The 23,108-nt window shown below is 72.9% G+C and carries 20 protein-coding genes and 1 pseudogene; 11 read left to right on the forward strand and 10 right to left on the reverse strand.

Annotation, left to right across the window (positions count from 1 at the left end):
* The first annotated feature begins 120 nt into the window (after window positions 1-120).
* Complete coding sequence (locus ACXJMZ_RS05015; protein ID WP_457028768.1) at window positions 121-1,257, forward strand: sensor histidine kinase; 1,137 nt, start codon at window positions 121-123, stop codon at window positions 1,255-1,257.
* On the forward strand, window positions 1,254-1,919 hold the full coding sequence (locus tag ACXJMZ_RS05020) for a response regulator (protein ID WP_457028769.1): 666 nt from the start codon (window positions 1,254-1,256) through the stop codon (window positions 1,917-1,919). The genes ACXJMZ_RS05015 and ACXJMZ_RS05020 overlap by 4 nt, the downstream gene beginning before the upstream one ends.
* On the opposite strand, the gene ACXJMZ_RS05025 is transcribed toward ACXJMZ_RS05020, so the two are convergent.
* Complete coding sequence (locus ACXJMZ_RS05025; RefSeq protein WP_457028770.1) at window positions 1,916-2,509, reverse strand: MBL fold metallo-hydrolase; 594 nt, start codon at window positions 2,507-2,509, stop codon at window positions 1,916-1,918. The two genes, ACXJMZ_RS05020 and ACXJMZ_RS05025, sit on opposite strands and share 4 nt — an antisense overlap.
* 83 nt (window positions 2,510-2,592) lie before the next feature.
* Here ACXJMZ_RS05025 and ACXJMZ_RS05030 point away from each other — a divergent pair, with 83 nt between their 5' ends.
* Together ACXJMZ_RS05030 and hutH are read left to right on the forward strand one after the other, a co-directional pair.
* The gene (locus ACXJMZ_RS05030) at window positions 2,593-3,552 is read left to right on the forward strand and encodes a GlxA family transcriptional regulator (RefSeq protein WP_457028771.1); all 960 of its coding nucleotides are present in this window, start codon (window positions 2,593-2,595) and stop codon (window positions 3,550-3,552) included.
* Between the two features lie 42 nt (window positions 3,553-3,594).
* Entirely contained in the window at window positions 3,595-5,169 is a 1,575-nt protein-coding gene (hutH, locus tag ACXJMZ_RS05035; protein WP_457028972.1) for a histidine ammonia-lyase, read from the forward strand.
* A 27-nt stretch (window positions 5,170-5,196) separates the two neighbouring features.
* On the opposite strand, the gene ACXJMZ_RS05040 is transcribed toward hutH, so the two are convergent.
* Window positions 5,197-5,586 carry a hypothetical protein gene (locus tag ACXJMZ_RS05040; RefSeq protein WP_457028772.1) on the reverse strand — a complete coding sequence of 130 codons (390 nt, stop codon included), beginning with the start codon at window positions 5,584-5,586 and terminating at the stop codon, window positions 5,197-5,199.
* Between the two features lie 193 nt (window positions 5,587-5,779).
* Here ACXJMZ_RS05040 and ACXJMZ_RS05045 point away from each other — a divergent pair, with 193 nt between their 5' ends.
* Window positions 5,780-6,649 carry a MurR/RpiR family transcriptional regulator gene (locus tag ACXJMZ_RS05045; protein ID WP_457028773.1) on the forward strand — a complete coding sequence of 290 codons (870 nt, stop codon included), beginning with the start codon at window positions 5,780-5,782 and terminating at the stop codon, window positions 6,647-6,649.
* A gap of 6 nt (window positions 6,650-6,655) precedes the next feature.
* Here the strand turns inward: ACXJMZ_RS05045 and ACXJMZ_RS05050 are convergent, their stop codons facing one another.
* From ACXJMZ_RS05050 to ACXJMZ_RS05080, 7 genes and pseudogenes are all read right to left on the reverse strand, one after another.
* Entirely contained in the window at window positions 6,656-7,894 is a 1,239-nt protein-coding gene (locus ACXJMZ_RS05050) for a cytochrome P450 (protein WP_457028774.1), read from the reverse strand.
* Complete coding sequence (locus ACXJMZ_RS05055) at window positions 7,887-10,943, reverse strand: non-ribosomal peptide synthetase (protein WP_457028775.1); 3,057 nt, start codon at window positions 10,941-10,943, stop codon at window positions 7,887-7,889. The genes ACXJMZ_RS05050 and ACXJMZ_RS05055 overlap by 8 nt, the downstream gene beginning before the upstream one ends.
* Before the next feature lie 209 nt (window positions 10,944-11,152).
* Window positions 11,153-11,461 carry a hypothetical protein gene (locus ACXJMZ_RS05060; RefSeq protein WP_457028776.1) on the reverse strand — a complete coding sequence of 103 codons (309 nt, stop codon included), beginning with the start codon at window positions 11,459-11,461 and terminating at the stop codon, window positions 11,153-11,155.
* A 715-nt stretch (window positions 11,462-12,176) separates the two neighbouring features.
* Window positions 12,177-13,400, reverse strand: a pseudogene (locus ACXJMZ_RS05065) (diguanylate cyclase domain-containing protein); the annotation flags it as partial.
* Window positions 13,401-13,552: 152 nt separating this feature from the next.
* Window positions 13,553-14,659 carry an adenylate/guanylate cyclase domain-containing protein gene (locus ACXJMZ_RS05070; protein ID WP_457028777.1) on the reverse strand — a complete coding sequence of 369 codons (1,107 nt, stop codon included), beginning with the start codon at window positions 14,657-14,659 and terminating at the stop codon, window positions 13,553-13,555.
* 156 nt (window positions 14,660-14,815) lie between these two features.
* Window positions 14,816-15,709 (reverse strand): biotin--[acetyl-CoA-carboxylase] ligase, encoded by an 894-nt coding sequence (locus ACXJMZ_RS05075; protein ID WP_457028778.1) that lies wholly within the window; start codon window positions 15,707-15,709, stop codon window positions 14,816-14,818.
* Between the two features lie 23 nt (window positions 15,710-15,732).
* A complete protein-coding gene (locus ACXJMZ_RS05080) occupies window positions 15,733-16,173 on the reverse strand; it encodes a nuclear transport factor 2 family protein (protein ID WP_457028779.1) in 441 nt (146 codons plus the stop codon).
* 273 nt (window positions 16,174-16,446) lie between these two features.
* Here ACXJMZ_RS05080 and ACXJMZ_RS05085 point away from each other — a divergent pair, with 273 nt between their 5' ends.
* From ACXJMZ_RS05085 to ACXJMZ_RS05100, 4 genes are all read left to right on the forward strand, one after another.
* Window positions 16,447-18,039 (forward strand): acyl-CoA carboxylase subunit beta, encoded by a 1,593-nt coding sequence (locus ACXJMZ_RS05085; RefSeq protein ID WP_457028780.1) that lies wholly within the window; start codon window positions 16,447-16,449, stop codon window positions 18,037-18,039.
* A 25-nt stretch (window positions 18,040-18,064) separates the two neighbouring features.
* Complete coding sequence (locus tag ACXJMZ_RS05090) at window positions 18,065-18,286, forward strand: acyl-CoA carboxylase subunit epsilon (protein WP_057240907.1); 222 nt, start codon at window positions 18,065-18,067, stop codon at window positions 18,284-18,286.
* Between the two features lie 53 nt (window positions 18,287-18,339).
* Complete coding sequence (mmpB, locus tag ACXJMZ_RS05095; RefSeq protein WP_457028781.1) at window positions 18,340-18,465, forward strand: morphogenic membrane protein MmpB; 126 nt, start codon at window positions 18,340-18,342, stop codon at window positions 18,463-18,465.
* Window positions 18,466-18,663: 198 nt separating this feature from the next.
* Window positions 18,664-19,260 carry a nucleoside triphosphate pyrophosphatase gene (locus ACXJMZ_RS05100; RefSeq protein WP_457028782.1) on the forward strand — a complete coding sequence of 199 codons (597 nt, stop codon included), beginning with the start codon at window positions 18,664-18,666 and terminating at the stop codon, window positions 19,258-19,260.
* 11 nt (window positions 19,261-19,271) lie between these two features.
* On the opposite strand, the gene ACXJMZ_RS05105 is transcribed toward ACXJMZ_RS05100, so the two are convergent.
* On the reverse strand, window positions 19,272-20,018 hold the full coding sequence (locus tag ACXJMZ_RS05105) for an alpha/beta hydrolase (RefSeq protein ID WP_457028783.1): 747 nt from the start codon (window positions 20,016-20,018) through the stop codon (window positions 19,272-19,274).
* A 268-nt stretch (window positions 20,019-20,286) separates the two neighbouring features.
* Here ACXJMZ_RS05105 and ACXJMZ_RS05110 point away from each other — a divergent pair, with 268 nt between their 5' ends.
* Both ACXJMZ_RS05110 and ACXJMZ_RS05115 read left to right on the forward strand, forming a co-directional pair.
* Window positions 20,287-21,015, forward strand: a complete 729-nt coding sequence (locus ACXJMZ_RS05110; RefSeq protein WP_457028784.1) for a hypothetical protein — start codon at window positions 20,287-20,289, stop codon at window positions 21,013-21,015.
* 250 nt (window positions 21,016-21,265) lie between these two features.
* Window positions 21,266-23,041: an acetyl/propionyl/methylcrotonyl-CoA carboxylase subunit alpha gene (locus tag ACXJMZ_RS05115; RefSeq protein ID WP_457028785.1), complete on the forward strand. Its 1,776-nt coding sequence runs from the start codon at window positions 21,266-21,268 to the stop codon at window positions 23,039-23,041.
* The last annotated feature ends 67 nt before the right edge of the window (window positions 23,042-23,108 follow it).

Consider the following 23,108-nt stretch of genomic DNA (forward strand, 5'->3'; position numbering starts at 1 on the left):
ACGGGCTCGAGTACGGACGTGGGGGGGGGGGGGGGTCACGGGCCCGGTCCGCCGCTGGTACTGCCGCTGCGGCCGCTGTGCAAGGCTGTTCGGGACAGCCGGACAGAAGGGGAACGGACAATGCCCAGCAGCAGCAGCGAGCCGCCGTGGCCCCGCAACGACGCGCTCGTGGCCGCCGGGGCCTGCGCACTGAACCTGCTCAGCTACGTGTTCTTCACCGACCCCGGTGGCCGGCACCAGGTGAGCGTGTCCGGGTTCCTGCTCGTCGCGGTGGCGGCCGTGCCACTGCTCGCCCGGCGCAGCCACCCGGTGGCGGTGCTCGCCGCCGTACTGGCCCTCGACGCGACCGCCGCGCTGACCCTCCCGCTGCCCAGCCACTTCGGTGCCGTCCTGGTCGTCGCCCTGTACTCGGTCGCCCGGGCCTGCCCCGGCCGGGTGACGGCGGTCGCCGCCGTCGCGGCGGCGGCGCTGACGGTGCTGAGCCAGAGCAGCGACCCGATCCCGCCCTGGCGGGAGGCCGTCGGCCCGCCGCTCTCCGTCCTGATCGTGGTCGGCGCCGCGCTCGCGGTGAACCGCTGGCAGCGGGAGGTGGAGGCCAACCGCAGGCTGCTCGCCGACCGTGCGGTGGCCGACGAACGCCGCCGCATCGCACGGGAGTTGCACGACATCGTGGCCCACCACATCACCACCATGCAGCTGATGGCCGGCGGCGCCCGGGCCAACCTCGGCAGACCCGAGGTGGTCCGGGACGCCCTGGTCACCCTGGAGTCCTCCGGGCGGCTCGCGCTCCGCGAGATGCGCCAACTCCTCGACGTACTAAGGGCCGACGACGAACCGGAGGCCGCGCCCTCGCTGCCCCAGCCCGGTGCCGACGACCTCGACCGCCTGGTGGCCGAGTCCCGGCTGGCCGGGCTGCCGACCGAGCTCACGGTCCACGGGGCGGTACACCCGCTGCCACCGACCGTCGGTCTGACGGTCTTCCGGATCGCCCAGGAGGCCCTGACCAACACCCGCAAGTACGCGGGGTCCGCCCGCGCCTCCGTGCGGCTGACGTACGGTCAGAACCTGGTCACCGTCGAGGTGCGGGACGACGGCGGGGACGCGCCGCCACCGACCGGTCCGGGCGGCTACGGCCTGATCGGGATGCGCGAGCGCGTCGCCCTGCACGGCGGAACGCTCACCGTCGGCCCGCTGCCCGAGGGAGGCTTCGGCGTGCTGGCCGAGCTCCCGCTGACCACGGAGGAGGTGCACCGGTGACACCGATCAGGGTGCTGATCGCGGACGACCAGCCGCTGGTCCGGCGCGGCCTGTCGCTGATCCTCTCCCCCGACCCGTCCATCGAGGTGGTGGGCGAGGCCGAGAACGGCGCTCAGGCCGTCACCCTCGCCGCCCGGCTGCGCCCCGACGTCGTGGTGATGGACATCCGGATGCCCGTCCTCGACGGGGTGGCCGCGACCGCGGAGCTCGCCGCCACCCTGCCCGGCTGCCGGGTGCTGGCCCTCAGCACCTTCGACCTGGACGAGTACGTGGTCGGCGCGCTGCGTGCCGGTGCCCACGGGTTCCTGCCCAAGGACAGCTCCCCGGAGGACCTGGCTGCGGCGATCCGCACCGTCCACACCGGCGAGGCCGTGGTCGCGCCGCGCCTGCTCACCCGGCTGATCTCCACCTACGTACGGGTACCCCGCGATGCCCGTCCGGCCCCGGCCGACCTGGGTGAACTCACGCCCCGCGAGGTCGAGGTGTGGCGTCTGATGGCCACCGGCCTCGACAACGCCGGGATCGCCCGCGCCCTGGAGCTCAGCCTCTCCACCGTCAAGAACCACATCACCAGCATCTTCGACAAGCTCGCCGTCCGGGACCGCGCCCAGGCGGTCATCGCGGCCTACGAGTCCGGTCTCGTCACCGCCGGGAAGTCCTAGAGCGGTGCGTTCTCGTCGGCCTTGAACGCGGGTCCGTGGCCGGGGACGAGCAGGTCGGCGGCGGCCAGGACGCGCAGCCGTGAGGTGCGGTGCTGGTCGTGGTCCGACGCGACCGGGTCCTCCACCGGGCCGTTCGGCCGCCACCAGAGGTCGCCGACGAAGGCCACCACGCCCTCGGGGGTGCCGGCCAGCAGGGTGATGTCCTCGGGGCTGTGGCCGGGGGTGCGGATCAGCCGCAGCGACGGGGTGAGCTCGTATCCCTCGGCGTCCCGGTCGGTCCACTGGTCGCCCTGGTAGACCGCCTTGTGGTCGTGCACCCGGGCCAGGCCGAACAGGCCGACGTTCATGGTGTTGTCCGGGTGGTGGTGGCTGAGCACCACGTCGGTGATGTCGTCGGGGCCGAGGCCGAGCTCGGCGAGCGGGCCGAGGATGCGGTCCCGGCTCGCCACCATGCCCGGGTCGACGATCACGTGCCGGTCGCCGTCCCGCAGGTAGGAGACGGTGGCGGCCACGCCGGGGCCGGTGGAGAGGGTGTAACCGGTGGTCAGGATCGTGTACTTGGCGCTGCGGCCGAGCGGTGCGTCTTTCATGGCCCTGAGTCTTCCGGGCCACCCGGACCCGTACGAGTGGCCTTCCTGCCGCTGATCGCGGGATTCGTGCCAGACTCCCCCGCATGCCTTTCCTGACCGTCGCCGCCTACGCCCCGCCCGGCGTCGGCATCCTGGCCGCCGGCATCGTGGCCGAGGTGTTCGACCCGCGCGGGGGCGGCCTGCCCGTCTTCGACTTCGCGCTCTGCACCGACCGTCCCGGACAGGTCAGGACCGACACCGGCCTGCCGCTCGTGGTCGGACACGGCCTGGAGCGGCTGGCCACCGCCGATCTGGTCCTCACGCTGCCCTGGGCGGACTTCCGCACCCCACCGGCACCCGCCGTCCTTGACGCCCTGTCAGCCGCCCACCGGCGCGGCGCACTGGTCGCCAGCCACTGCGTCGGCGCCTTCGCCCTCGCGGCCGCCGGGCTGCTCGACGGCCGCCGGGCCACCACCCACTGGCGGTTCGCCGACCTGCTGGCCCGTCAGTACCCGGCCGTCCAGGTCGACTCCACCGCCCTGTACGTCGACGAAGGTCCGCTGGTCACGGGCGCGGGCGCGGCGGCCGGCTTCGACCTCTGCCTGCACCTGATCCGGCGGGAGTACGGCGCCGCGACGGCCAACGCGATCGCCCGGGACCTGGTGCTGCCCTCGCACCGGGACGGCGGGCAGGCCCAGTACGTGGCGGCGCCCGTCCCCGAGGACTGTCAGGACGAACGGCTCGGCGAGGTGCTCGGCTGGGCCCGCGAGCACCTCGACCAGCCGCTCCCGGTCGCCGAGCTGGCCCGCCGCGCCCTGATGAGCCGGCGCTCCTTCGCCCGCCGCTTCACCGCGGCCACCGGCACCACCCCGCACTCCTGGCTGCTGAACCTGCGGCTCAGCCGGGCCGAGGAACTGCTGGAGACCACCAGCCTGCCGGTCGAGGAGATCGCCCGCCGGGTCGGGTACGGGAGCGCGGCGGTGCTGCGCGAACAGTTCGTCCGCCGCCGAGGCGTGCCGCCCCGCTCGTACCGGCGCTCGTTCGCCCAGGTGTCCGCACCGTAGTTGTCATATCTTCATTCACCTGGTGTGATTGTGTATATGGATATGCACAGTGCTGTGGACCCCGACGCTCCGCTGGTCCTGGTCGGCAAGGCCGACGTCAGTGCGGAGGACGTGATCGCCGTCGCGCGCGGCAACGCCCGGGTCGAGATCGGCCCCGACGCGCTCGCCGAGATGGCCACCGCCCGCGCCCGGATCGACGCGCTGGCCGCCGAGCCGCGCCCGGTCTACGGCATCTCGACCGGCTTCGGTGCACTCGCCGTCCGGCACATCAGCCCCGAGCTGCGGGCCCAGCTCCAGCGCTCGCTGGTCCGCTCGCACGCCGCCGGCATGGGCCCGGTGGTGGAGCGCGAGGTGGTCCGCGCGCTGATCTTCCTGCGGATGAAGACGCTGGCCTCCGGCCGCACCGGGGTCCGCCCGCTGGTCGCGCAGACCATGGCCGCCCTACTGAACGCCGGCATCACCCCGGTGGTCCGGGAGTTCGGCTCGCTCGGCTGCTCCGGCGACCTGGCGCCGCTGTCGCACTGCGCGCTCGCCCTGATGGGCGAGGGCACCGCGTTCGGCCCGGACGGCGTCGAGCGGGACGCCGGCGAGCTGCTCGCCGAGGCCGGTATCAAGCCGGTCGAGCTGCTGGAGAAGGAGGGCCTGGCCCTCATCAACGGCACCGACGGCATGCTCGGCATGCTGGTGATGGCGCTGGCCGACCTGGCCCGGCTGTTCACCACCGCCGACATCACCGCCGCGATGTCCCTGGAGGCACTGCTCGGCACCGACAAGGTGCTGGCCCCCGAGCTGCACGGCCCGATCCGCCCGCACCCGGGCCAGGCGCTGTCCGCCGCCAACATGCTCGCCGTGCTCAAGGGTTCCGCCCTGACGGGCCATCACCAGGACGACGCGCCCCGGGTCCAGGACGCGTACTCGATCCGCTGCGCCCCGCAGGTCGCGGGCGCCGGCCGGGACACCCTGGCGCACGCCCAGCTGGTCGCCTCCCGCGAGCTGGCCGCCTCGGTCGACAACCCGGTGGTGCTGCCCGACGGCCGGGTCGAGTCGAACGGCAACTTCCACGGCGCCCCGGTCGCGTACGTGCTGGACTTCCTGGCCATCGCCGCCGCCGACCTGGGCTCGATCTCCGAGCGCCGCACCGACCGGCTGCTCGACAAGGCCCGCTCGCACGGCCTGCCGGCCTTCCTGGCCGACGACCCGGGCGTGGACTCCGGCCTGATGATCGCTCAGTACACCCAGGCCGCCCTGGTCAGCGAGAACAAGCGGCTCGCCGTTCCGGCCTCGGTGGACTCGATCCCGTCCTCCGCGATGCAGGAGGACCACGTCTCGATGGGCTGGTCCGCCGCCCGCAAGCTGCGTCAGTCGGTGGAGAACCTCGGCCGCATCCTGGCCGTCGAACTGACCGCCTCGGCCCGCGCGCTGGAGATCCGGCTCGACAACGGCAGCGGCCCGCTGGCCCCCGCCACCGCCACCGCCCTGGCCACCGCCCGGGCCGCCGGGGTCGGCGGCGCCGGCCGCGACCGCTTCCTCTCGCCCGACCTGGAGGCCGCCGCCGCGCTGGTCGCCACCGGCGAGCTGGTCACCGCGGTCGAGAAGGTCACCGGACCGCTGGCGTAGTGCCCCCCAGGCCGGGGTGACTGGACGTCAGTGCCAGTCGCTCCGGCTGCGGGAGCCGCGCTCGTTGCGGCCGGCGAAGGCGGCGGCGAAGTTGACCCCGACGATGCCCGCCCAGCAGACCAGCATCCCGGGCAGGTGCTCGCCGGACGCGATGGCGGTGAGCGGAATGGCCAGGCCCAGCGAGATCAGCGGCAGCCGTCCGGCGCCCGGCCAACTCCGGCTGCCGCGCGGCCCGTTGCCCACCCCGTGCTGGGCCAGCCGGTCCTCCACCCGCTGGTCGACCTGGGCGTCGATCCGGGCGTCCAGCCGGGTCAGGAAGGAGTCGACGATCTCCGTCTCGTACTCCTGTCCGAGCTCCTTGCGGGTCTGCAAAGCCGCGTCGAGATCACGCTTCAGGTCGTCCTGGCGACTGTTCATACCAGTCATCCTGTCGTCCCCCGCCCGGCCCGGTCCACTTCAGGTCTGCGGTTTCCGGGACACCTCAGGGGTAAATCAGGGTCACCCCCGAGAGCGCCCGCCCCGTCCCACTGTTCGATACCTCGTTGCCGGTGTCCCCGGACTGCTGCACAGTCGTCCGGAGCACCGCCCGAGCTGCCCGGAGGAACCGCTGATGACCGCCACGGACGACACGGGTACGGTCGGCCCGTCCGCCCGGCTGCTCCAGCTGTTCGAGGGGCACCGGCTCACCCCGACCCAGCGCCGGATCGCCCACTCGCTGGTGAAGCACGCCGCCGAGGCCCCGTTCCTCTCCAGCGTCGAGGTCGCCGAGCTGGCCGGGGTCAGCCAGCCCTCGGTCACCCGGTTCGCGGTCGCGCTCGGCTTCGACGGCTACCCGGCCCTGCGCAAGCAGCTCCGCGAACTCGGCGCGGGCGAACCGACCGCCCCCGAGTCGCACGCCGACGTGGTCCGCAACGAGCACCAGCAGGCCGTACTCGCCGAGATCGCCCACCTGCGCCACCTCGCCGAGCTGCTCGCCGACCCCGAGCCGATCGTCCGGGCCGCCCGACTGCTGGCCGCCTCCCGGCCGCTGCCCGTGCTCGGCCTGCGGGCCGCCTCCGCGCAGGCCAGGGGCTTCGCGTACTTCGCCGCCAAGGTGCACCCCGACGTCCGGCTGCTCGACGAGGGCGGCTCGATGCTCGCCGACCGGCTGGAGCAGGCGGTCGCGGCCGGGGCCTCGGCCCTGCTCTGCTTCGCGCTGCCGCGCTACCCCAAGGAGCTGATGGAGGCTCTGACGGTCGCGCGGGACTGCGGGTTGACCGTGCTGACGGTGGCCGACAGCGCCTTCGCCCCGGTCGCCAAGCTCTCCGACCTGCTGCTGCCGGCCGCCGTCGGCACCGGGCTGGTCTTCGACACCGCCTGCGCGCCGATGATGCTCGGACGGGTGCTGCTGCAGACCATGTGCGACTTCATCCCCGGTGCCGAGGCCCGGCTGGAGTCGATCGAGCAGTCCGCCGCCGCCCGCGGGCTGTTCCTCGACTAGAGCGCCTTATCCGGCCGCCGACAGTGCGAGCGGGAGGGTGTCGTAGGCGGCCACGAAGTTGGACGCCCGGCGGGTCGGCGGCCCGAGCAGGGTGATGGTGTCGACCCGGGCCAGCAGCGCCTCCAGCACCAGCCGGAGCTGGCTGCGGGCCAGCGCGGCGCCCATGCAGAAGTGCCGACCGCTGGTGAACGAGAGGTGCGGGTTCACCGCCCGGTCGACCCGGAAGACGTCCGGATCGGGGAAGACCTCCTCGTCCCGGTTGGCCGACGGCAGCCAGAGGCAGAGCAGGTCGCCGGGCTCCAGCGCCGTGCCGCCCAGGCGGGTGGGGCGCAGCACCGTCCGGGCCAGGTGCAGCGGGGGTGTGGTCCAGCGCAGCACCTCCTCGATCGCCCGGTCGACGTGCTCGGGGTGGCGGCGCAGCCACTGCCACTGCTCGGGGTGCGCGGCGAACGCGGCCAGGCCCGCGGCGGTGGCGTTCTTGGTGGTCTCGTTGCCGCCGATCGCCAGGTTGAGGCAGTTCAGCAGGACCTCCTCGCGGGTCAGCCGGTCGCCGTCCAGCTCGGCCTCCAGCAGACGGCGGATCAGCCCGTCCTCGGCCAGTTCGGCATGGTCGAGCAGCCCGGCCAGGTGCACCAGCAGCTGCCCGTTGGCGGTCGCGGTGGAACGCCGACGGGCCGTCAGGTCACCGGCGCCGGGGTCGTGTTCGCCGAGCGAGCCGCAGACGGCGCGGCTCGCCCGGTCGGCCAGGGTGGCCCACTCGCGCTCGGGGAGGCCGAGCAGCAACCCGGCCCCGGCGGACGGTACCCGGGCGGCGACCGCGCCGACGAAGTCCGTCTCGCCGGCCCGGACGGCCTGCTCGACCCAGTGCTCGACCCGGTCCCGGAGCAGGCCGTCCATGGTGCGGGTGGCGGAGCGGGTCAGCCCGCTGCTGACCAGCTTGCGCAGCCGCTGATGGCGCGGCGGGTCGGTCAGCTCGATCATCCGCCCGGCAGCCGGATCCGGTTCGCCGAGCGCGGTGTCCAGGGTCATGCCCCACTCGGAGCTGTAGCCGGCCGAGTCCCGCAGCACGGCGTCGATGTCGCGGTAGCGGGTCACCGAGTGGAACGCCGGAGCGCCGTCCCGGTCCTGCCGGTGCAGTCGGCCGCTGCGGCGCTGCTCGGCCCAGAGCTCGTACGGCGGCTCGGGCAGGAAGGCCCTGGGATCGGACAGGTCCGTGGTCGGCCCCGCCCAGCGGAGTTCAGACACCGACGGCCTCCTCGGCGAGCGGGGCCGCGATGAAGCCGGAGGCGTGGAAGTAGTCGAGGTAGCGGTCCAGCAGCTCGGCGTCGACGGGCGGGCAGACCAGACCGCTGCCCGCCAGGTCCCGTTCGATCCCGGCCCGGTCGAGCCGGGGCGAGAAGCGCGAGGTGGCCAGCTCCTCGACGGTCGCGCCGCCGCCCGCGGCCTCGGTGGTGAACAGCGGGACGAACGGCGCGAACGGGTGGTCCGGGCGGTCCGCGAGGTGGGCGAGCAGGGCGTCCACCCAGGCGTGGTAGCCGACGGTGCGGATCGGGTGGCCGTACGCGCGCAGCCGCTCCACCAGGTCGCCGAGCATCGCCTCACGCGGGTTGGTCAGGTGGTAGGTCTGCCCCTCGGCGGCCCGGTGGGTCGCCAGCCGGACCACCGCACCGGCCGCGAAGTCGATCGGCACCAGGTTGAGCGGCAGGTCGAGGTCGGGGGCCAGCCGCAGTTCGGCGATCACCCGGAAGAACTCGCAGAGCGCGGCGGCGCTGTTCCAGGTGTACCCGGTGGTGTCCCCGGACAGCTCGTACGGGCGGTGGATCGCGACCGGCAGCCCGGCCCGACCGGCGCCCCGGACCAGCTCCTCGGCCACCCACTTGCTCTCGGTGTAGCCCATCGACAGCAGTTCGACGTGGTCGAGCGGGGTGGCTTCGGTGACCTCCCGGACCCCGGCCGCCCCCATGCCGTGCACCACCGCGACGGTGGAGATGTGGTGCAGCGGGATCGCCCGGGCGGCCGCGAGCCGGATGATCTCCTGGGTGCCGTGCACGTTGGCGGCCCGCAGTTTCTCGTACGGGTAGAGGAAGTTGACCTCGGCCCCGCAGTGGTGGATCACGTCGGTGCTGCCGGCCTGGTAGTCCCACTCGAGCTCGCTCATGCCCAGTCCGGGCCTGGCCAGATCGCCCAGCACCGGGCGCACCCGGTGGGCGGGCAGCGGCCGCTCGATGCCGTACCTGAGCTGGGCCTCGGCGAGCCGGCGGTGGGCGTGGTCGGTGTCGCGGGCCCGGACCAGGGCGTGCACGTCCGCGTCGGTACGGTCGAGCAGTTCGCGCAGCAGGTAGGCGCCGAAGAAGCCGGTGGCGCCGGTGAGGAACACGTGGTGCGGGGTGCGCCAGCCCGGCCGGGGGAACGCGGTGGTGATCCGGGGCTGGTCCCAGCTCAGGTCGGGCCGCCAGCGGTCGGCCGGGGCGGCCGGCTGCTCGGCGGCGGCGGTGCGGACCAGCTCCGCCACGGCCGTCCCGAAGGCCCGCAGCACCGGTTCGCCGAGCAGCTCGGTGACCAGTCGGTAGTTGTGCAGGTCGCTGATGCCCAGCTCCTGCTGCACCCGGGCCACCAGCTGGACGGCCAGCAGCGAGCTGCCGCCGGCCGCGAAGAAGTCCTCCTCCGGTTCGGCCCGGCCGGCGGGCAGCACCGCGGCCCACACCCGGGCCACCGTGTCGGCCACCGACTCGGTACCGGGCTCCGGCTGCGGCTGCTCGGCCGCCCGGGCCGGCTCGGGCAGCGCGGCCCGGTCCACCTTGCCGTTCGGGGCGAGCGGCAGCCGGTCCAGCACCGTGACGGTGGCCGGGACCATGAAGGCGGGCAGCCGCCCGGCCAGGTGGGTCCGCAACTCCGCTGCGGTGGGCGCAGATCCGGCCCGGACGGCGACGTAGGCGGCCAGCCGTCGGGTGATGCCGTCCTCCCGGGCCACCAGCACCGCGTCGGTGACGTCCGGGTGGTCGGTCAGCGCGCGGCGGACCTCCTCCGGTTCGATCCGGAAGCCGCGCACCTTGACCTGGTCGTCCCTGCGGCCCCGGAACTCCAGCCCGCCGTCCGGCCGACGGAGCACGAAGTCACCGCTGCGGTACAGCAGTTGGGGAGCACCGTCGGGCCCGAGGCCTAGGGTGCGGAACCGGCGGGCGCTCTCCTCGGGGTCGTTCAGGTAGCCGGTGGCGATCCCGCCGCCACCGAGATACAGCTCACCCTCCTCGTCGGCGCCGGCCGGGCTGCCGTCCTCGCGCAGCACATGGCAGACGGTGTCGGCGATCGGGCGGCCGATCGGCACCCCGGTCGCCTCCGCCGGGACCTCGGTGACCAGCTGGGCGGTGGCCACACAGGCCGCCTCGGTGGGCCCGTAGGCGTTCACCAGGTGCTGCGGGCGGCCGAGTTCGAGCACCCGTCGGGCGGCGTCCGCCCGCCGCGCCTCGCCGCCGGTCAGCACGTAGCGCAGGCCCGCGAAGGTCTCCGGCCGCTCCCCGGCGATCCGGTGGAAGATGCTGGTGGTGAGGAACAGCGCGGTGATCCCCCGCTCCCGCACCACCCGGTGCAACTCCGGTGCGGACAGCAGCACTTCGGAGGGGACCGGCACCAGGCAGGCGCCGTTCAGCAGGGTCGGCCAGAACTCCAGCACCGAGGCGTCGAAGGAGAGCGTCGCGGCGTGCAGCACCCGGTCCTCGGGGCCGGGTTCGAAGAAGCCGTTGGCCACCGAGAGCCGGGCCACCCCGCGCTGCGGCACCGCCACCGCCTTCGGCCGGCCGGTGGTGCCGGAGGTGAACATCACGTACGCCGCCGCCTCCGGTCCCGGCAGCTCGAACGGCTCGTCACCCGCCGACCCGCCTGCCGCCAGCACCTCCTGGTACCGCAGCACCGGCACGTCCGCCCCGGCGAGCCGGCCCGCCCCCGGCAGCCGGACCACGGCCACCGCACCGGCGTCGGCCAGCATGCCGTGCAGCCGCTCGGGCGGCAGCGCGGCGTCCAGCGGCAGGTAGCTCGCCCCGGCGTAGGCCACGCCGAGCAGCGCCGCACAGGCCTCAGGACCGCGCTGCCCCAGCACACCGACCACCGCACCCCGGCCCACCCCGGCACCACCCAGCCCACGGGCGAACCGCTCGGCCAGCGCACCGAGTTCGGCGTACGTGTACCGCAGCAGCGGCCCGTCGACCGCGTACCGCTGCGGATGCCTGCGCACCTGCGCCGCGAACAGCTCGGCCAGTGACCGGCCGTACGGATCCGTCTCCGCTGCCACCGTCGTCATCGAGTCGCTCCCCTCCACCACCGTGTCCCGGACGCCGGGATCGTAGGACGGGCCGAACGGGCCTGACGAGCCGTCGGGGACCTGCGGGGCTAAGGGAGAAGCGCTGGTGGGACGGGGTGACCGTACCCAGGGGCGGAGCCGTACTGTGCCAGGTGGACACCCGTACCGGCCGATCTCCGGCCCATCGGAGGGCCGTCTGGGCGCGGTGGTCAGTGCCGGTCGTTGCCGCGCCGCTTCATGGCCAGGACCACCAGGATCACCGCGGCGGCCAGCAGGCCGAGCAGCACCAGGATGATCAGGATGGCGACGACCGACAGGCCCTTCTTCTTCTTGCTCTTCGACTTGGCCAACTCGGTGGTCGCAACCGTCTTGGCGACAGCGGGGGCGGCGACCACCAGCACGGCGTCGCTCGGCTGCGCACCCTGAACGGCCGTCAGCGTGACGCTGTTCCTCGGCTGCACGCTCGCGGCGCTGGCCGTGGCGGTGGTGGCGGTCAACCCGCCGAAGGCGAGCGTCATCGTGAGCAGTGTGGCAGCCAGTCGTGTCCGCATGTTCCCCGTACCTCGTTCCCGCCCAGGCCCCTCCGGCTGGCGTTCCCGCCCACTGTGGCAGAGGCCGGGCCGACGCGACAGCCTTGTGCCAGAGCTGTGACGACCATGACCGCGGGGCTCACGGCGGCGGCGAGGCGGGCCCGGCCAGTGCCACCGCGACCAACGAGCGGAGGGCGGGGGCGATCTGACCGAACGGCAGGGTGGCCTCGTCCGCGAAGAGCTCGAGCAGCCAGCCGCCCGCCGCGTTGCCGCCGCCCGCCGCGACCATCGCCTTGTAGCCGCTCACCATCATCATCGCCTCCTCGGCCGGGTCGTTCCCGGCCGCCCCCGCGCGCAGCGCGAACGCACCGCCGCGCACCGTCCGGCGGGTGAGCGGGTAGTGGCCGAGGTCGAAGACCGCGTCGGGCGCCTCGATCTGGGCCCGCTGGGTCTCCGCCCCGGCGCTGGTCGGACCGCTGGTCATCCGGTACACGGCGTGCCGGGAGGTGCGCATGAACTGCGAGCCGGGTGCCACGTACGAGATCCACCAGCCGACCGCGTCCAGCAGCCGGGCGGCGGTCTCGGCGACCACGGCCAGCCGGCTGATGGTGTCGGCGGGGTGGCTGGCCCGGCCGGCCCCGCTGCGGTCGAGCTCGCCGAGCACCACGTTGAGCAGCTGGCCCGGGTCGGCGCTGTGCGCGGCGCCACGGAACCGGCGGCGGTCGGCGGCGCCGATCCGGCCGGGGCGCGGGCGGCCGTCGGCGCGGTGGTGCGGGTCGGCGGCGTCGGCGAGCAGCACGGTGGGGTCGGGCGAGAACCCGGGGCCGTGGCTGCGTCCTGCCACCACGGGGTGGGCCGCCCTGGCGCCCTTGGCCCGGTACTGCGCGGCGTCGGCGAGCCGGAACAGCCGGTCGGGGGTGGTCACCGGGCCGATCGAGTCGCCGGTGGAGGCGACCCCGCAGGCCACGCCCTCGCCGTCGGCCAGCTGGAGCGCCCGGGCGCACAGCTCCTCGGCCACCGCGACCACCTCGTCGGCCTTCTGGCCCTCCGCGAGCAGGCAGAACTCGTCACCGCCGAGCCGGGCGGCGAGCGATCCCGGCAGCCGGGCGGCGGCCAGCGAGAGCTGGTGGGCGAATCGTTCCAGCAGCCGGTCGCCGACCTCGTGGCCGAGCCGGTCGTTGACCCGCTTGAGGCCGTTGACGTCGCAGACCACCAGCGAGACCACGGTGCCGTCCCGGTTGTGCGCCTGCAGCGCGCTCTCCAGCCGGGCGTCCACCGCGCGGCGGTTGGCCAGGCCGGTGAGCGGGTCGGTGAAGGCGAGCCGGCGCAGGTCGGCGAGGCGTTCGGTGGCGGCCAGACCGGCCGAGATCTGGGCGGCCAGCAGGGTGGCGTACTCGGCGTCGGAGTCACTGAAGACGGCAAGACCGACCTTCCGGGCCAGGTAGAGCTCACCCCAGGCCTGGCCGTGCAGCACGATCGGCGCGACCAGACAGCACTCCCGGCCGCGCCGGCGCAGTCCAGCAGCGCGCTGCTGGCAGAACGCGCCCGCGCCGGGGTGCGCGTGCTGGGTGTGCGGTTCGGTGTTCTCGGCGGTCTGCACCCAGGCGCGCGGGAGGCGGCCGGTGCTCCAGCGCTCCTCCAGGTAGGTGACGATCTCCGGGAAGTCGGCCACCGGGTAGGACTCGTCCTCGGGGAGCTCCTCCTCCCCCGCCGCCAGCTCCCCGTGGTTGACCAGCACCCGCAGCCGGCCGGACTCGCGGTCCCAGACCGAGACGGCGGCCATCGTCGCACCGAGCGCGGTGGTGGCCCGGACGGCGGCGGCCCGGACCGCCTCCAACGGGGTCAGCGCCCCCGCCATGTCCTGGGCCAGTTCGACCACCGCGCGCAACCGTCGGTCCGTCGACGGTGCCTGTACGCATTCCGCCATGGTCGCCTCGCTCACCGGCTCGCCTCGTCCCTGGTGCAGGTTGATCTGCCCGCTCTGTACCAAGGTTATGACGCTTTGTTAAGACTTTGTCCGTTTTGCCGGATCCATCTCGGGGCGAAGCTGTGAGAATCCGGTGCCGGTGCGGCCCGGTGTTACGGCAGGTGGGTGCGTCCGATCCGGGTGAGCAGCCACGGCTCCACCAGCCCCAGGCCACGGACCGGGCGCCGCCACATCGGCTGCAGGTGGAAGCGGTGCGGCCCGGCCCGTTCGGTGCCGTCCGGCTCACCGGAGGGCTCGGCGGCGCCGCTCCCCTCCAGCGCGGCCGCGAACTCACCGTCCAGCAGCACGGCGTCCTTGGGCGCGATCGAGGTGAGCCGGCTGGCCAGGTTGACCGTGGTGCCGAAGACGTCGCCCATCCGGGAGGTCACGGTGCCGAAGGCCATGCCGACCCGCAGGGCCGGGATGTTCTCCGCGTCGGCCAGCGTCTCGACCAGGCTGAGCGCGATCTCGGCGGCGGTGGCCGGGTCCTCCGAGACGTACAGGATCTCGTCACCGAGGGTCTTCACCACCCGGCCGCCGTGACCGGCGATCAGGTCGGAGCAGGTGTTCTCGAAGCTCTCGACCAGCTCGCCGAGCTCCTCCTCCTCCAGGCGGCGGGACAGCCGGGTGAAACCGACCAGATCCGCGAAGCCGACCGCGAGCCGACCGCTGGTGATCTCGGTGTCCTCGGCGGCCTGGACCACCCGCCCGGTGACGGCGGCCAGTTGACGCCGCCAGACGTACACCAGGAACTGCTCCAGCTCCGGCAGCAGCAACTCGACCAGCGGGTAGGCCACCTCGGCCCTGGTCAGCCCGGGTTCGACGGCCTGGGTCAGGTTGTCCAGGAAGGTGTCCATCTGCCAGCCGGCCAGCCGGGCGGTGGTCTGGCCGGTGGAGCGGGCCACCTGGATCGCCATCGACTCGCTGAGCAGTCCCGACTCGACCAGACCGGCCAGTCGGCGCAGCGCGATCACGTCGCCGTCGGTGAGGGCGCGGGACTGGCCGATGTCGGGGAAGCCCATCGCCCGCCAGAACCTGGTGGCCAGCTCCATCGGGACGTCGGCGGCACGGGCGGCCTGGTACGGCGTGTATCTGCGCGGTGCGTCGAGGATCAGGCGCTCCAGGTCCAGCGCGACCGTCCGGCCGTCGTGGTCCTGCTCCTCGCCGCCGCCTTCGTGCTCCACCGGTACGTCCCCGTGCGGTTGCCGCACTTGCCTCATGTCCTGACTGTCCAGGGGCGACCGACCACCACGCGGGTAGTGGTGCGCCTCACACCGCTGCCAGGTGGAATCGTCGCACGGAATCCCCCGATCCGGGGCATCCGCCGGAGAGCCGACCGGCTCGTGGACGGTGTCGTGTCCACGAGCCGGACGGTTTCAGGCTTCCTGCGGCCGTACGTGCACGACATCCCCGGCGGCCACCGGGTGGCGGGTGCCGTCGGCCGTCCTGACCACCAGCCTGCCGTCCCCGTCGATCGCCACCGCCTCGCCCAACAGTTCGCGGTCGCCCGGCAGTTGGACCTTCACCGGACGGCCCAGGGTGGTGCACCTGGCGGTGTACGCGGGCAGCAGCCCACTGGCCTGCGGGTCACCCGCGGCCGCCACCCACTCGCCGTACAGCTCGGCGAACTCGCGCAGCAGTGAGCGCAGCAGGGTCTCCCGGTCGGTCACCTCGGCCCCGGCCAGGGCCAGCGAGGTGGCCGTGGGCACCGGCAGCTCGTCCTCGCGCAGCGAGACGTTCACGCCGAGTCCGACCACCACCGCGCCGTCGCTCAGCTCGGTCAGGATGCCGCCGAGCTTGCGCTCGGCGCCGCCGACCGTGACCTGGAGGTCGTTCGGCCACTTCAGGCCGGTGTCCAGCCCGGCGACCCGGCTCAGGGTGGACGCGGCCGCCACCCCGACCAGGATCGGCAGCCAGCCGTACCGCTCCATCGGAACGTCCTTCGGCCGCAGCAGCAGCGAGAGGAAGAGGCCGGAGCGCGCGGGCGCCGACCACTGCCGCTCCAGCCGGCCCCGGCCGGCCGTCTGCTCCTCGGCCACCAGCACCGCGCCCTCGGCTACGCCCTGCTTCGCCCGGGCCGCCAGATCGGTGTTGGTCGAGCCGGTGCCGGCCACCACGTCCAGCGCCGTCCACAGCCCGCCGGGGGTCAGCAGGTCCTGCCGCAGCGCGGCCTGGTCGAGCGGCGGCCGCTCCAGATCGGTCCAGGGGGAGGGCCCGTCGTGGCCGAAGCCACGCAGACCACTGCGTCGGGGGCGAGGAGTCTCGGTCACCGGGCCAGCGTACCGACGGCGCGTCAGTCGTCACTTCCGGCGCGTGCACCGAAGATGGTCCGGTCGGCCTCGGCGATCGGCAGGTCGTTGATGCTCGCCTCCCGACGGCGCATCAGCCCGTCCTCGGCGAACTCCCACTGCTCGTTGCCGTGGCTGCGCCACCACTGGCCGGTCCGGTCGCGCCACTCGTAGGTGAACCGCACCGAGATCCGGTTGCCGGTGTACGCCCACAGCTCCTTGCGCAGCGCGTACTCCTCCTCCTTCGCCCACTTCCGGGTGAGGAACTCGACGATCGCCTCGCGCCCGGCGAGGAACTCGTCGCGGTTGCGCCAGGCCGAGTCGGGTGTGTACGCCAGCGCCACCCGCTGCGGGTCGCGGGAGTTCCAGGCGTCCTCGGCCGCCCGGACCTTGGCGGCGGCACTCTCGGCGGTGAACGGCGGAAGCGGGGGACGGACAGCGGACATGACGAATCCTCACTGGTCGCACCTGATGACCGGACAGGACTCACCCTAACCCTTTATCTGGCGAGTAGAGGTTAGAGCGCCGAATCGCCCGCCACCGGGCCGTGAGCCGCACCATGCTGCCGCAGAAACACGCCAGGCTGCACTGTGTCGCTGGCCATAACCGGAACGGCCCCGGGCTGGCTACGCTACCCAGCGGTAGTTCGCAGCGCCGCACCTGCCCTCACGCAGTCATGCACCCGGGAGCGGCCGATGGATTCAGGGAGAGCCGACCGGATGACCGAGGCGTCGCACGACCCGCACACCACTGCCGGCAAGCTCGCCGACCTGCGCCGCAGGATCGACGAGGCCGTGCACTCCGGCTCGGCGGCCGCCGTCGAGAAGCAGCACGCCAAGGGCAAGCTGACGGCCCGTGAGCGCGTCCAGGAGCTGCTGGACGAGGACTCCTTCGTGGAGTTCGACGAGTTCGCCCGGCACCGCTCGATCAACTTCGGCCAGGAGAAGAACCGGCCGTACGGCGACGGCGTGGTGACCGGCTACGGCACCGTGGACGGCCGTCAGATCGCGGTCTTCGCCCAGGACTTCACCGTCTTCGGCGGCTCGCTCGGCGAGGTGTTCGGCGAGAAGATCGTCAAGGTGATGGACTTCGCGCTGAAGACCGGCTGCCCGGTGATCGGCATCAACGACTCCGGCGGCGCCCGGATCCAGGAGGGCGTGGTCTCGCTCGGCCTGTACGGCGAGATCTTCCGCCGCAACGTGCACGCCTCGGGCGTCATCCCGCAGATCTCGCTGATCATGGGCCCGTGCGCGGGCGGCGCGGTCTACTCCCCCGCGATCACCGACTTCGTGGTGATGGCCGACCAGACCTCGCACATGTTCATCACCGGACCGGACGTGATCAAGACCGTCACCGGCGAGGACGTCGGCATGGAGGAGCTGGGCGGCGCCCGCACCCACAACGCCAAGTCCGGCAACGCGCACTACCTCGCGGCGGACGAGAAGGAGGCGATCGAGTACGTCAAGAGCCTGCTCTCGTACCTGCCCTCCAACAACCTCTCCGAGCCGCCGGCCTTCCCCGAGGAGGCCGACCTCGAGATCACCGACGAGGACCTCGAACTCGACACCCTGGTGCCCGACTCGGCGAACCAGCCGTACGACATGCACAAGGTGATCGAGCACATCCTCGACGACGGCGAGTTCCTGGAGACCCAGTCGCTGTACGCCGGCAACATCCTCACCGGCTTCGGCCGGGTCGAGGGCCACCCGGTCGGCATCGTCGGCAACCAGCCGATGGACCTGGCCGGCTGCCTGGACATCAACGCCAGCGAGAAGGCCGCCCGGTTCATCCGGACCTGCGACGCCTTCAACATCCCGGTGATCACCTTCGTGGACGTCCCCGGCTTCCTGCCCGGCACCGAGCAGGAGTGGAACGGCATCATCCGGCGCGGCGCCAAGCTGATCTACGCGTACGCCGAGGCGACCGTCCCGATGATCACCGTGATCACCCGGAAGGCCTTCGGCGGCGCGTACGACGTGATGGGCTCCAAGCACCTCGGCGCCGACCTCAACCTGGCCTGGCCGACCGCGCAGATCGCCGTGATGGGCGCCCAGGGCGCCGCGAACATCGTCTATCGCCGCGAGCTGACCGAGGCCGCCAAGGCCGGCCAGGACGTCGACGCCCGCCGCGCCGAGCTGGTCGCCGAGTACGAGGACACCCTGCTCAACCCGTACCTGGCCGCCGAGCGCGGCTACGTGGACGCGGTGATCGCGCCGAGCGAGACCCGGCGGCACATCGTCCGGGGGCTGCGGGCGCTGCGCGGCAAGCGCGAGGTCCTGCCGCCGAAGAAGCACGGCAACATTCCGCTCTAGGCGTTCACGGGGAGATGATTGAGCTATGACTCCGATTCAGGTGCTGCACGGGCAGCCGACCCCTGAGGAGCTGGCCACCGTCCTGGCGGTGGTCTCAGCCCGGGCCGCCGCCGCACAGGCCGCCGCAGAGGCGGCCCGCCGCGCGGGTGGTGGCCCGGCCTCGGCCTGGAACGACCGGGCACGGCGGATGCGGCACACGCCGAAGCCCGGCTTGAACGTCTGGCGCACGTCCGGATGGGCAGGCTGAGTTGAGTATCCGTACTCAAGCGTTCCGGGTGGTCGGCAGCGCACCCTGAGAAGGTGCTCTGGTCAGACCCCCGGGACGAACCGTCGACCGAGGCCCGTCGCGTACAGCGGATGCTGCGACGGGCCGGTCCGGTGCTGGCGGCGCTCGCGCTGCTGCTGGCGGTCCTCCTGATGCTCTGATCGCGCCCAGCTGCTCAGCCAGGGACTACCCAGGGGCTCGGGGAACTGCGACGCCAACCTCGTACAACGTGATCCCTGCGTACCTGGTCAGGCACTCTCGCATGTGACCCCGGCGCCAGATCTCCTCGCAGTTCCCCGAGCCCCTGGTCTCACACGGCTGAGCTCTTGCCGACAGCGCTGCCATCTAAGGTGGAGCGCATGACCAACCGCCTACTCGTCCTCGCCTCCGCCTCCCCCGCCCGTCTCGGGCTGCTGCGCCAGGCGGGCCTCGCCCCGCAGGTGATCGTGAGCGGGGTGGACGAGGACGCGATCACCGCGTCGACCCCCGCCGAGCTCGCCCTGGTGCTGGCCGAGGCCAAGGCCCGGGCAGTGGCGGGCGAGTTGACCGACGGTCAGCTGGTGATCGGCTGCGACTCGGTGCTCGAGCTGGATGGCCGGGCGCTCGGCAAGCCCACCGACCCGGCCGACGCACTGGCCCGCTGGCAGGCGATGCGCGGCCGCGAGGGCGTGCTGCAGACCGGCCACTGCCTGATCGACACCGCCACCGGCAAGGAGTCCTCGGCGACCGCCTCCACCACCGTCCGGTTCGGCACCCCGGACGACGCCGAGCTGGCCGCCTACATCGCCTCGGGCGAACCCCTGCACGTGGCAGGGGCGTTCACCCTGGACGGCCGCTCGGCACCGTTCATCGACGGCATCGACGGCGACCCGGGCAACGTGATCGGCCTCTCGCTGCCGCTGCTGCGACGGCTGCTGGCCGACCTCGACGTCCGGATCACCGACCTCTGGAGCTGAGACCGACCGGTCTAACTGCTCGGCGCGTTCTTCGCCAGGAAGGCGAGCAGGTCGGCCTTGGCGGTGCCCTGCGGCAGCAGCCGGGCGCCGTGGCTGCTGCCCTGGTAGATCTTCAGCTCCTTGACCGGGGCGGTGGCGGCCTTCGCCAGCTCGGCGGCGTTCTCGGCGAACGGCTGGTCGTTCTCCTGAGCGGCGATGAACAGCGGTGCGCTGATCCTGGCGATCGCCGCCACCCCGTTCCAACTGCCGAAGCTGGTGGGCGCGCTGAGCGTGACCACGGCCGCCACCGGGAGCGGCCCACCGGCGGTCGCGGCCGCTGCCAGCGAGCCGGTACCGCCCTTCGAGGCGCCCACCAGGACCACCTTCTCGACGCCCTTCCCCTTGAGGTACTTGGCCGCCGCCTCGATGTCCTGCGGCAGGTCTCCGGCCGAGGTGTAGGCCAGCGTCGCGTAGCCGGCCTTGGTGAAGTCCTCGACGAACGGGATCCAGTCGCAGAGCGTGTCCCCGTTCTCGTGCGAGAACACCACCGCGACCTTGGCCTTGCCCGGGTCCGAGTCCTGGTAGTAGGCATCCCGCTTCACCACGCTGTCGAGCGCGAACGAGCCCTGGTCGGCCCTGGCCTGCTCCAGGCAGCCGTAGCCGTCAGCGGTGTGGCTGGGCGCGGCCTTGGCCGGGCCCTGGCCGTCGCTGCCGCAGCCCGCGAGCAGCAGGACGGCGGCCAGCCCGCCGAGCGCGGGCATCACCGTACGAATCTTCATCTCTTCGACTCCCCCGTCGAGTTGACGACGGGCACCGGGCGGCGACCGTCGGCCGAAACGCTAGGGATCAGCGGGAATCCTCGTCAATGGTCCAGACCATCACGGTTGAACACCGGTCGAACCGGATCCTCCGACTCCGCTTCGGGCGTGCTGATCCGGACAGATCCTGGCCCGTACATCTGTTGCCCTGAGCCACCCTCGCCGGGCGGGCCCGGCCGCTAGGCTGGCGCGGTCGCCGGATCGGGAAGGGACCAGGAAGGGACAGCGCATGATCGACAGCCTGCTCAACCTGGTGCTCGGCCTGCTGGCCAGCGCCATCAGCGCCGGCCTCGGCTGGCTCGCCCCCACCCTGCGCCGACGCCGGAGGCTCGGCCGGGTGCGGGAGTTCTTCGGCATGCCCGGCGGCACCGAGTGCCTGCTGGTGGTGAACCGGCACACCGCGGCGACGAGTTCGAAGAGCGTCTCGCGCAACGACGTGTACGCGCTGATGGAGTTGGCCGCACTGGTCAAGGAGTGCGGCGCGCAGGCCGACATCGTCGCGCACGACCAGGTCCGCCAAGGGCTGGGCGGGAAGGCCGAGTTCTGCCTCGGCGGCCCGGAGAGCAACGAGCGGACCGCCGCCCACCTGCGCAACTGGCTGCCCGGGGTGAACTTCGCCGCGGAGCCAGGACAGCACTACGCCAGCACCATCGCGGCGGGCGACGAGACCTTCCGCTACGACTCCGCCGACGGTGTGGCGCAGGCGTACGTCCTGCTGGCCCGGGTGCACGCCGGCGCCGGCAGCCGCCCGGTCTTCCTGATAGCCGGCCAGACCGCGACCTCCAACCACGCGGCGGTCCGCTACCTGACCTCCCGTCACCGGCAACTGGCCCACCGGCACGGCCGGGACGGCGCCTTCGCCCTGATGCTCCGCGTGGTCAACCCGGAGGCGTACGGACCCGATGTGGTCGAACTCGCCTCCGACATAACGGCCAAAGCGTTCGCGGCGGCCGGATGAGGTGGGCGAATGAGGCGGACGGTGCGGGTGATGTGGCGAAGGCCACGGCGCGCCCGCAGCGCCCCGGACCGGCTTCGGGCTCGCTATAGGCCGACCGCGTAACGTCGCCACCAGCGGCGCATGCCGCTCCGTATCCGGGTGATCACGAATTCGCGTCACGCTCCGTGTGGGCAAGCTCACCACCTGGGGCTACTCGCCGGTACACCCTCGCAATCCATAAACTCAACGTGGTTCAAGAAGGGAGCCAAACGTGCGCAAGGTGCTCATCGCCAACCGTGGCGAAATCGCCGTCCGAGTCGCCCGGGCCTGCTCGGATGCCGGTATCGCCAGCGTCGCCGTCTACGCCGAGCCGGACCGGGACGCTCTCCATGTCCGTGCGGCCGACGAGGCGTACGCGCTCGGCGGCGACACCCCCGCCACCAGCTACCTGGACATCGCCAAGGTGCTCCAGGCAGCGGCGGACTCCGGGGCGGACGCGGTCCACCCCGGCTACGGCTTCCTGTCCGAGAACGCGGACTTCGCGCAGGCCGTGATCGACGCGGGCCTGACCTGGATCGGCCCGCCGCCGCAGGCGATCCGCGACCTCGGCGACAAGGTGACCGCCCGTCACGTCGCCCAGCGCGCCGGTGCCCCGCTGGTGGCCGGTACGCCGGAGCCGGTCCAGGGTGCCGACGAGGTCGTGGTGTTCGCCCGCGAGCACGGCCTGCCGGTCGCCATCAAGGCGGCGTTCGGCGGCGGCGGCCGCGGCCTCAAGGTCGCCCGCACGCTGGAGGAGATCCCCGAGCTGTACGAGTCGGCGGTCCGTGAGGCGGTCGCCGCCTTCGGTCGCGGCGAGTGCTTCGTCGAGCAGTACCTGGACAAGCCGCGGCACGTGGAGACCCAGTGCCTGGCCGACAGCCACGGCAACGTGGTGGTCGTCTCCACCCGTGACTGCTCGCTCCAGCGCCGGCACCAGAAGCTGGTCGAGGAGGCGCCCGCGCCGTTCCTGACGGCCGAGCAGAACGCGGAGCTGTACCGGGCCTCCAAGGCGATCCTCCGCGAGGCGGGCTACGTCGGCGCCGGTACCTGCGAGTTCCTGGTCTCCCAGGACGGGCTGATCTCCTTCCTGGAGGTCAACACCCGTCTCCAGGTGGAGCACCCGGTCTCGGAGGAGGTCACCGGGATCGACCTGGTCCGCGAGATGTTCCGGATCGCCGACGGCGAGGCCCTCGGATACGACGACCCGGAGATCCGCGGCCACTCGATCGAGTTCCGCATCAACGGCGAGGACCCGGGCCGCAACTTCCTCCCGGCGCCCGGCACCGTGACCCTGTTCGCGCCGCCGTCGGGCCCCGGCGTCCGGCTGGACGCGGGCGTCGAGACCGGCTCGGTCATCGGCCCCGCCTGGGACTCGCTGCTGGCCAAGCTGATCGTCACCGGCGCCACCCGCAAGCAGGCGCTGCAGCGCGCCGCCCGGGCGCTCGCCGAGTTCAAGGTCGAGGGCATGGCCACCGCCATCCCGTTCCACCAGGCAGTCGTCACCGACCCGGCGTTCGCGCCGGAGGTGCACGACAGCGAGGGCCCGTTCACGGTCTTCACCCGGTGGATCGAGACCGAGTTCGCCAACACCATCCCGGCCTTCACCGGCGGGGGCGCGGACGCGGACGAGGCCGACCAGCGGGAGACCGTGGTGGTCGAGGTCGGCGGCAAGCGGATCGAGGTCTCACTGCCCTCCTCGCTCGGCGTCTCCTCCGCACCGGCGGCCGGCGCCTCGGCGACCGGCAAGGCCAAGCGCCGGGTCGGCGCCAAGAAGGCCGGCGCGGCGGCCCGCGGTGACACGCTGGCCTCGCCGATGCAGGGCACCATCGTCAAGGTCGCCGTCGAGGAGGGCCAGGTGGTCGCCGAGGGCGAGCTGATCGTGGTCCTGGAGGCGATGAAGATGGAGCAGCCGCTCAACGCCCACAAGGCGGGCACCGTCACCGGCCTCAAGGCCGAGGTCGGTGGCAGCGTGAGCAGTGGCGCGGTGCTCTGCGAGATCAAGGACTGACCTTCGGTCCAGGCTCCGCCTGCACTGTCCAGGGGCTCGGGGRACGGCGACGCAGAAGAGACCTTCT

Source organism: Kitasatospora sp. P5_F3 (assembly GCF_054049135.1).

Bases quoted from the DNA above. Each gene is read 5' to 3' on its own strand.
- ACXJMZ_RS05015 (WP_457028768.1), top strand. From the start codon at position 121: ATGCCCAGCAGCAGCAGCGAGCCGCCGTGGCCCCGCAACGACGCGCTC.
- ACXJMZ_RS05025 (WP_457028770.1), bottom strand. From the start codon at position 2,509: ATGAAAGACGCACCGCTCGGCCGCAGCGCCAAGTACACGATCCTGACC.
- ACXJMZ_RS05030 (WP_457028771.1), top strand. From the start codon at position 2,593: ATGCCTTTCCTGACCGTCGCCGCCTACGCCCCGCCCGGCGTCGGCATC.
- hutH (WP_457028972.1), top strand. From the start codon at position 3,595: ATGCACAGTGCTGTGGACCCCGACGCTCCGCTGGTCCTGGTCGGCAAG.
- ACXJMZ_RS05040 (WP_457028772.1), bottom strand. From the start codon at position 5,586: ATGAACAGTCGCCAGGACGACCTGAAGCGTGATCTCGACGCGGCTTTG.
- ACXJMZ_RS05045 (WP_457028773.1), top strand. From the start codon at position 5,780: ATGACCGCCACGGACGACACGGGTACGGTCGGCCCGTCCGCCCGGCTG.
- ACXJMZ_RS05055 (WP_457028775.1), bottom strand. From the start codon at position 10,943: ATGACGACGGTGGCAGCGGAGACGGATCCGTACGGCCGGTCACTGGCC.
- ACXJMZ_RS05060 (WP_457028776.1), bottom strand. From the start codon at position 11,461: ATGACGCTCGCCTTCGGCGGGTTGACCGCCACCACCGCCACGGCCAGC.
- ACXJMZ_RS05070 (WP_457028777.1), bottom strand. From the start codon at position 14,659: ATGAGGCAAGTGCGGCAACCGCACGGGGACGTACCGGTGGAGCACGAA.
- ACXJMZ_RS05080 (WP_457028779.1), bottom strand. From the start codon at position 16,173: ATGTCCGCTGTCCGTCCCCCGCTTCCGCCGTTCACCGCCGAGAGTGCC.
- ACXJMZ_RS05085 (WP_457028780.1), top strand. From the start codon at position 16,447: ATGACCGAGGCGTCGCACGACCCGCACACCACTGCCGGCAAGCTCGCC.
- ACXJMZ_RS05090 (WP_057240907.1), top strand. From the start codon at position 18,065: ATGACTCCGATTCAGGTGCTGCACGGGCAGCCGACCCCTGAGGAGCTG.
- ACXJMZ_RS05100 (WP_457028782.1), top strand. From the start codon at position 18,664: ATGACCAACCGCCTACTCGTCCTCGCCTCCGCCTCCCCCGCCCGTCTC.
- ACXJMZ_RS05105 (WP_457028783.1), bottom strand. From the start codon at position 20,018: ATGAAGATTCGTACGGTGATGCCCGCGCTCGGCGGGCTGGCCGCCGTC.
- ACXJMZ_RS05110 (WP_457028784.1), top strand. From the start codon at position 20,287: ATGATCGACAGCCTGCTCAACCTGGTGCTCGGCCTGCTGGCCAGCGCC.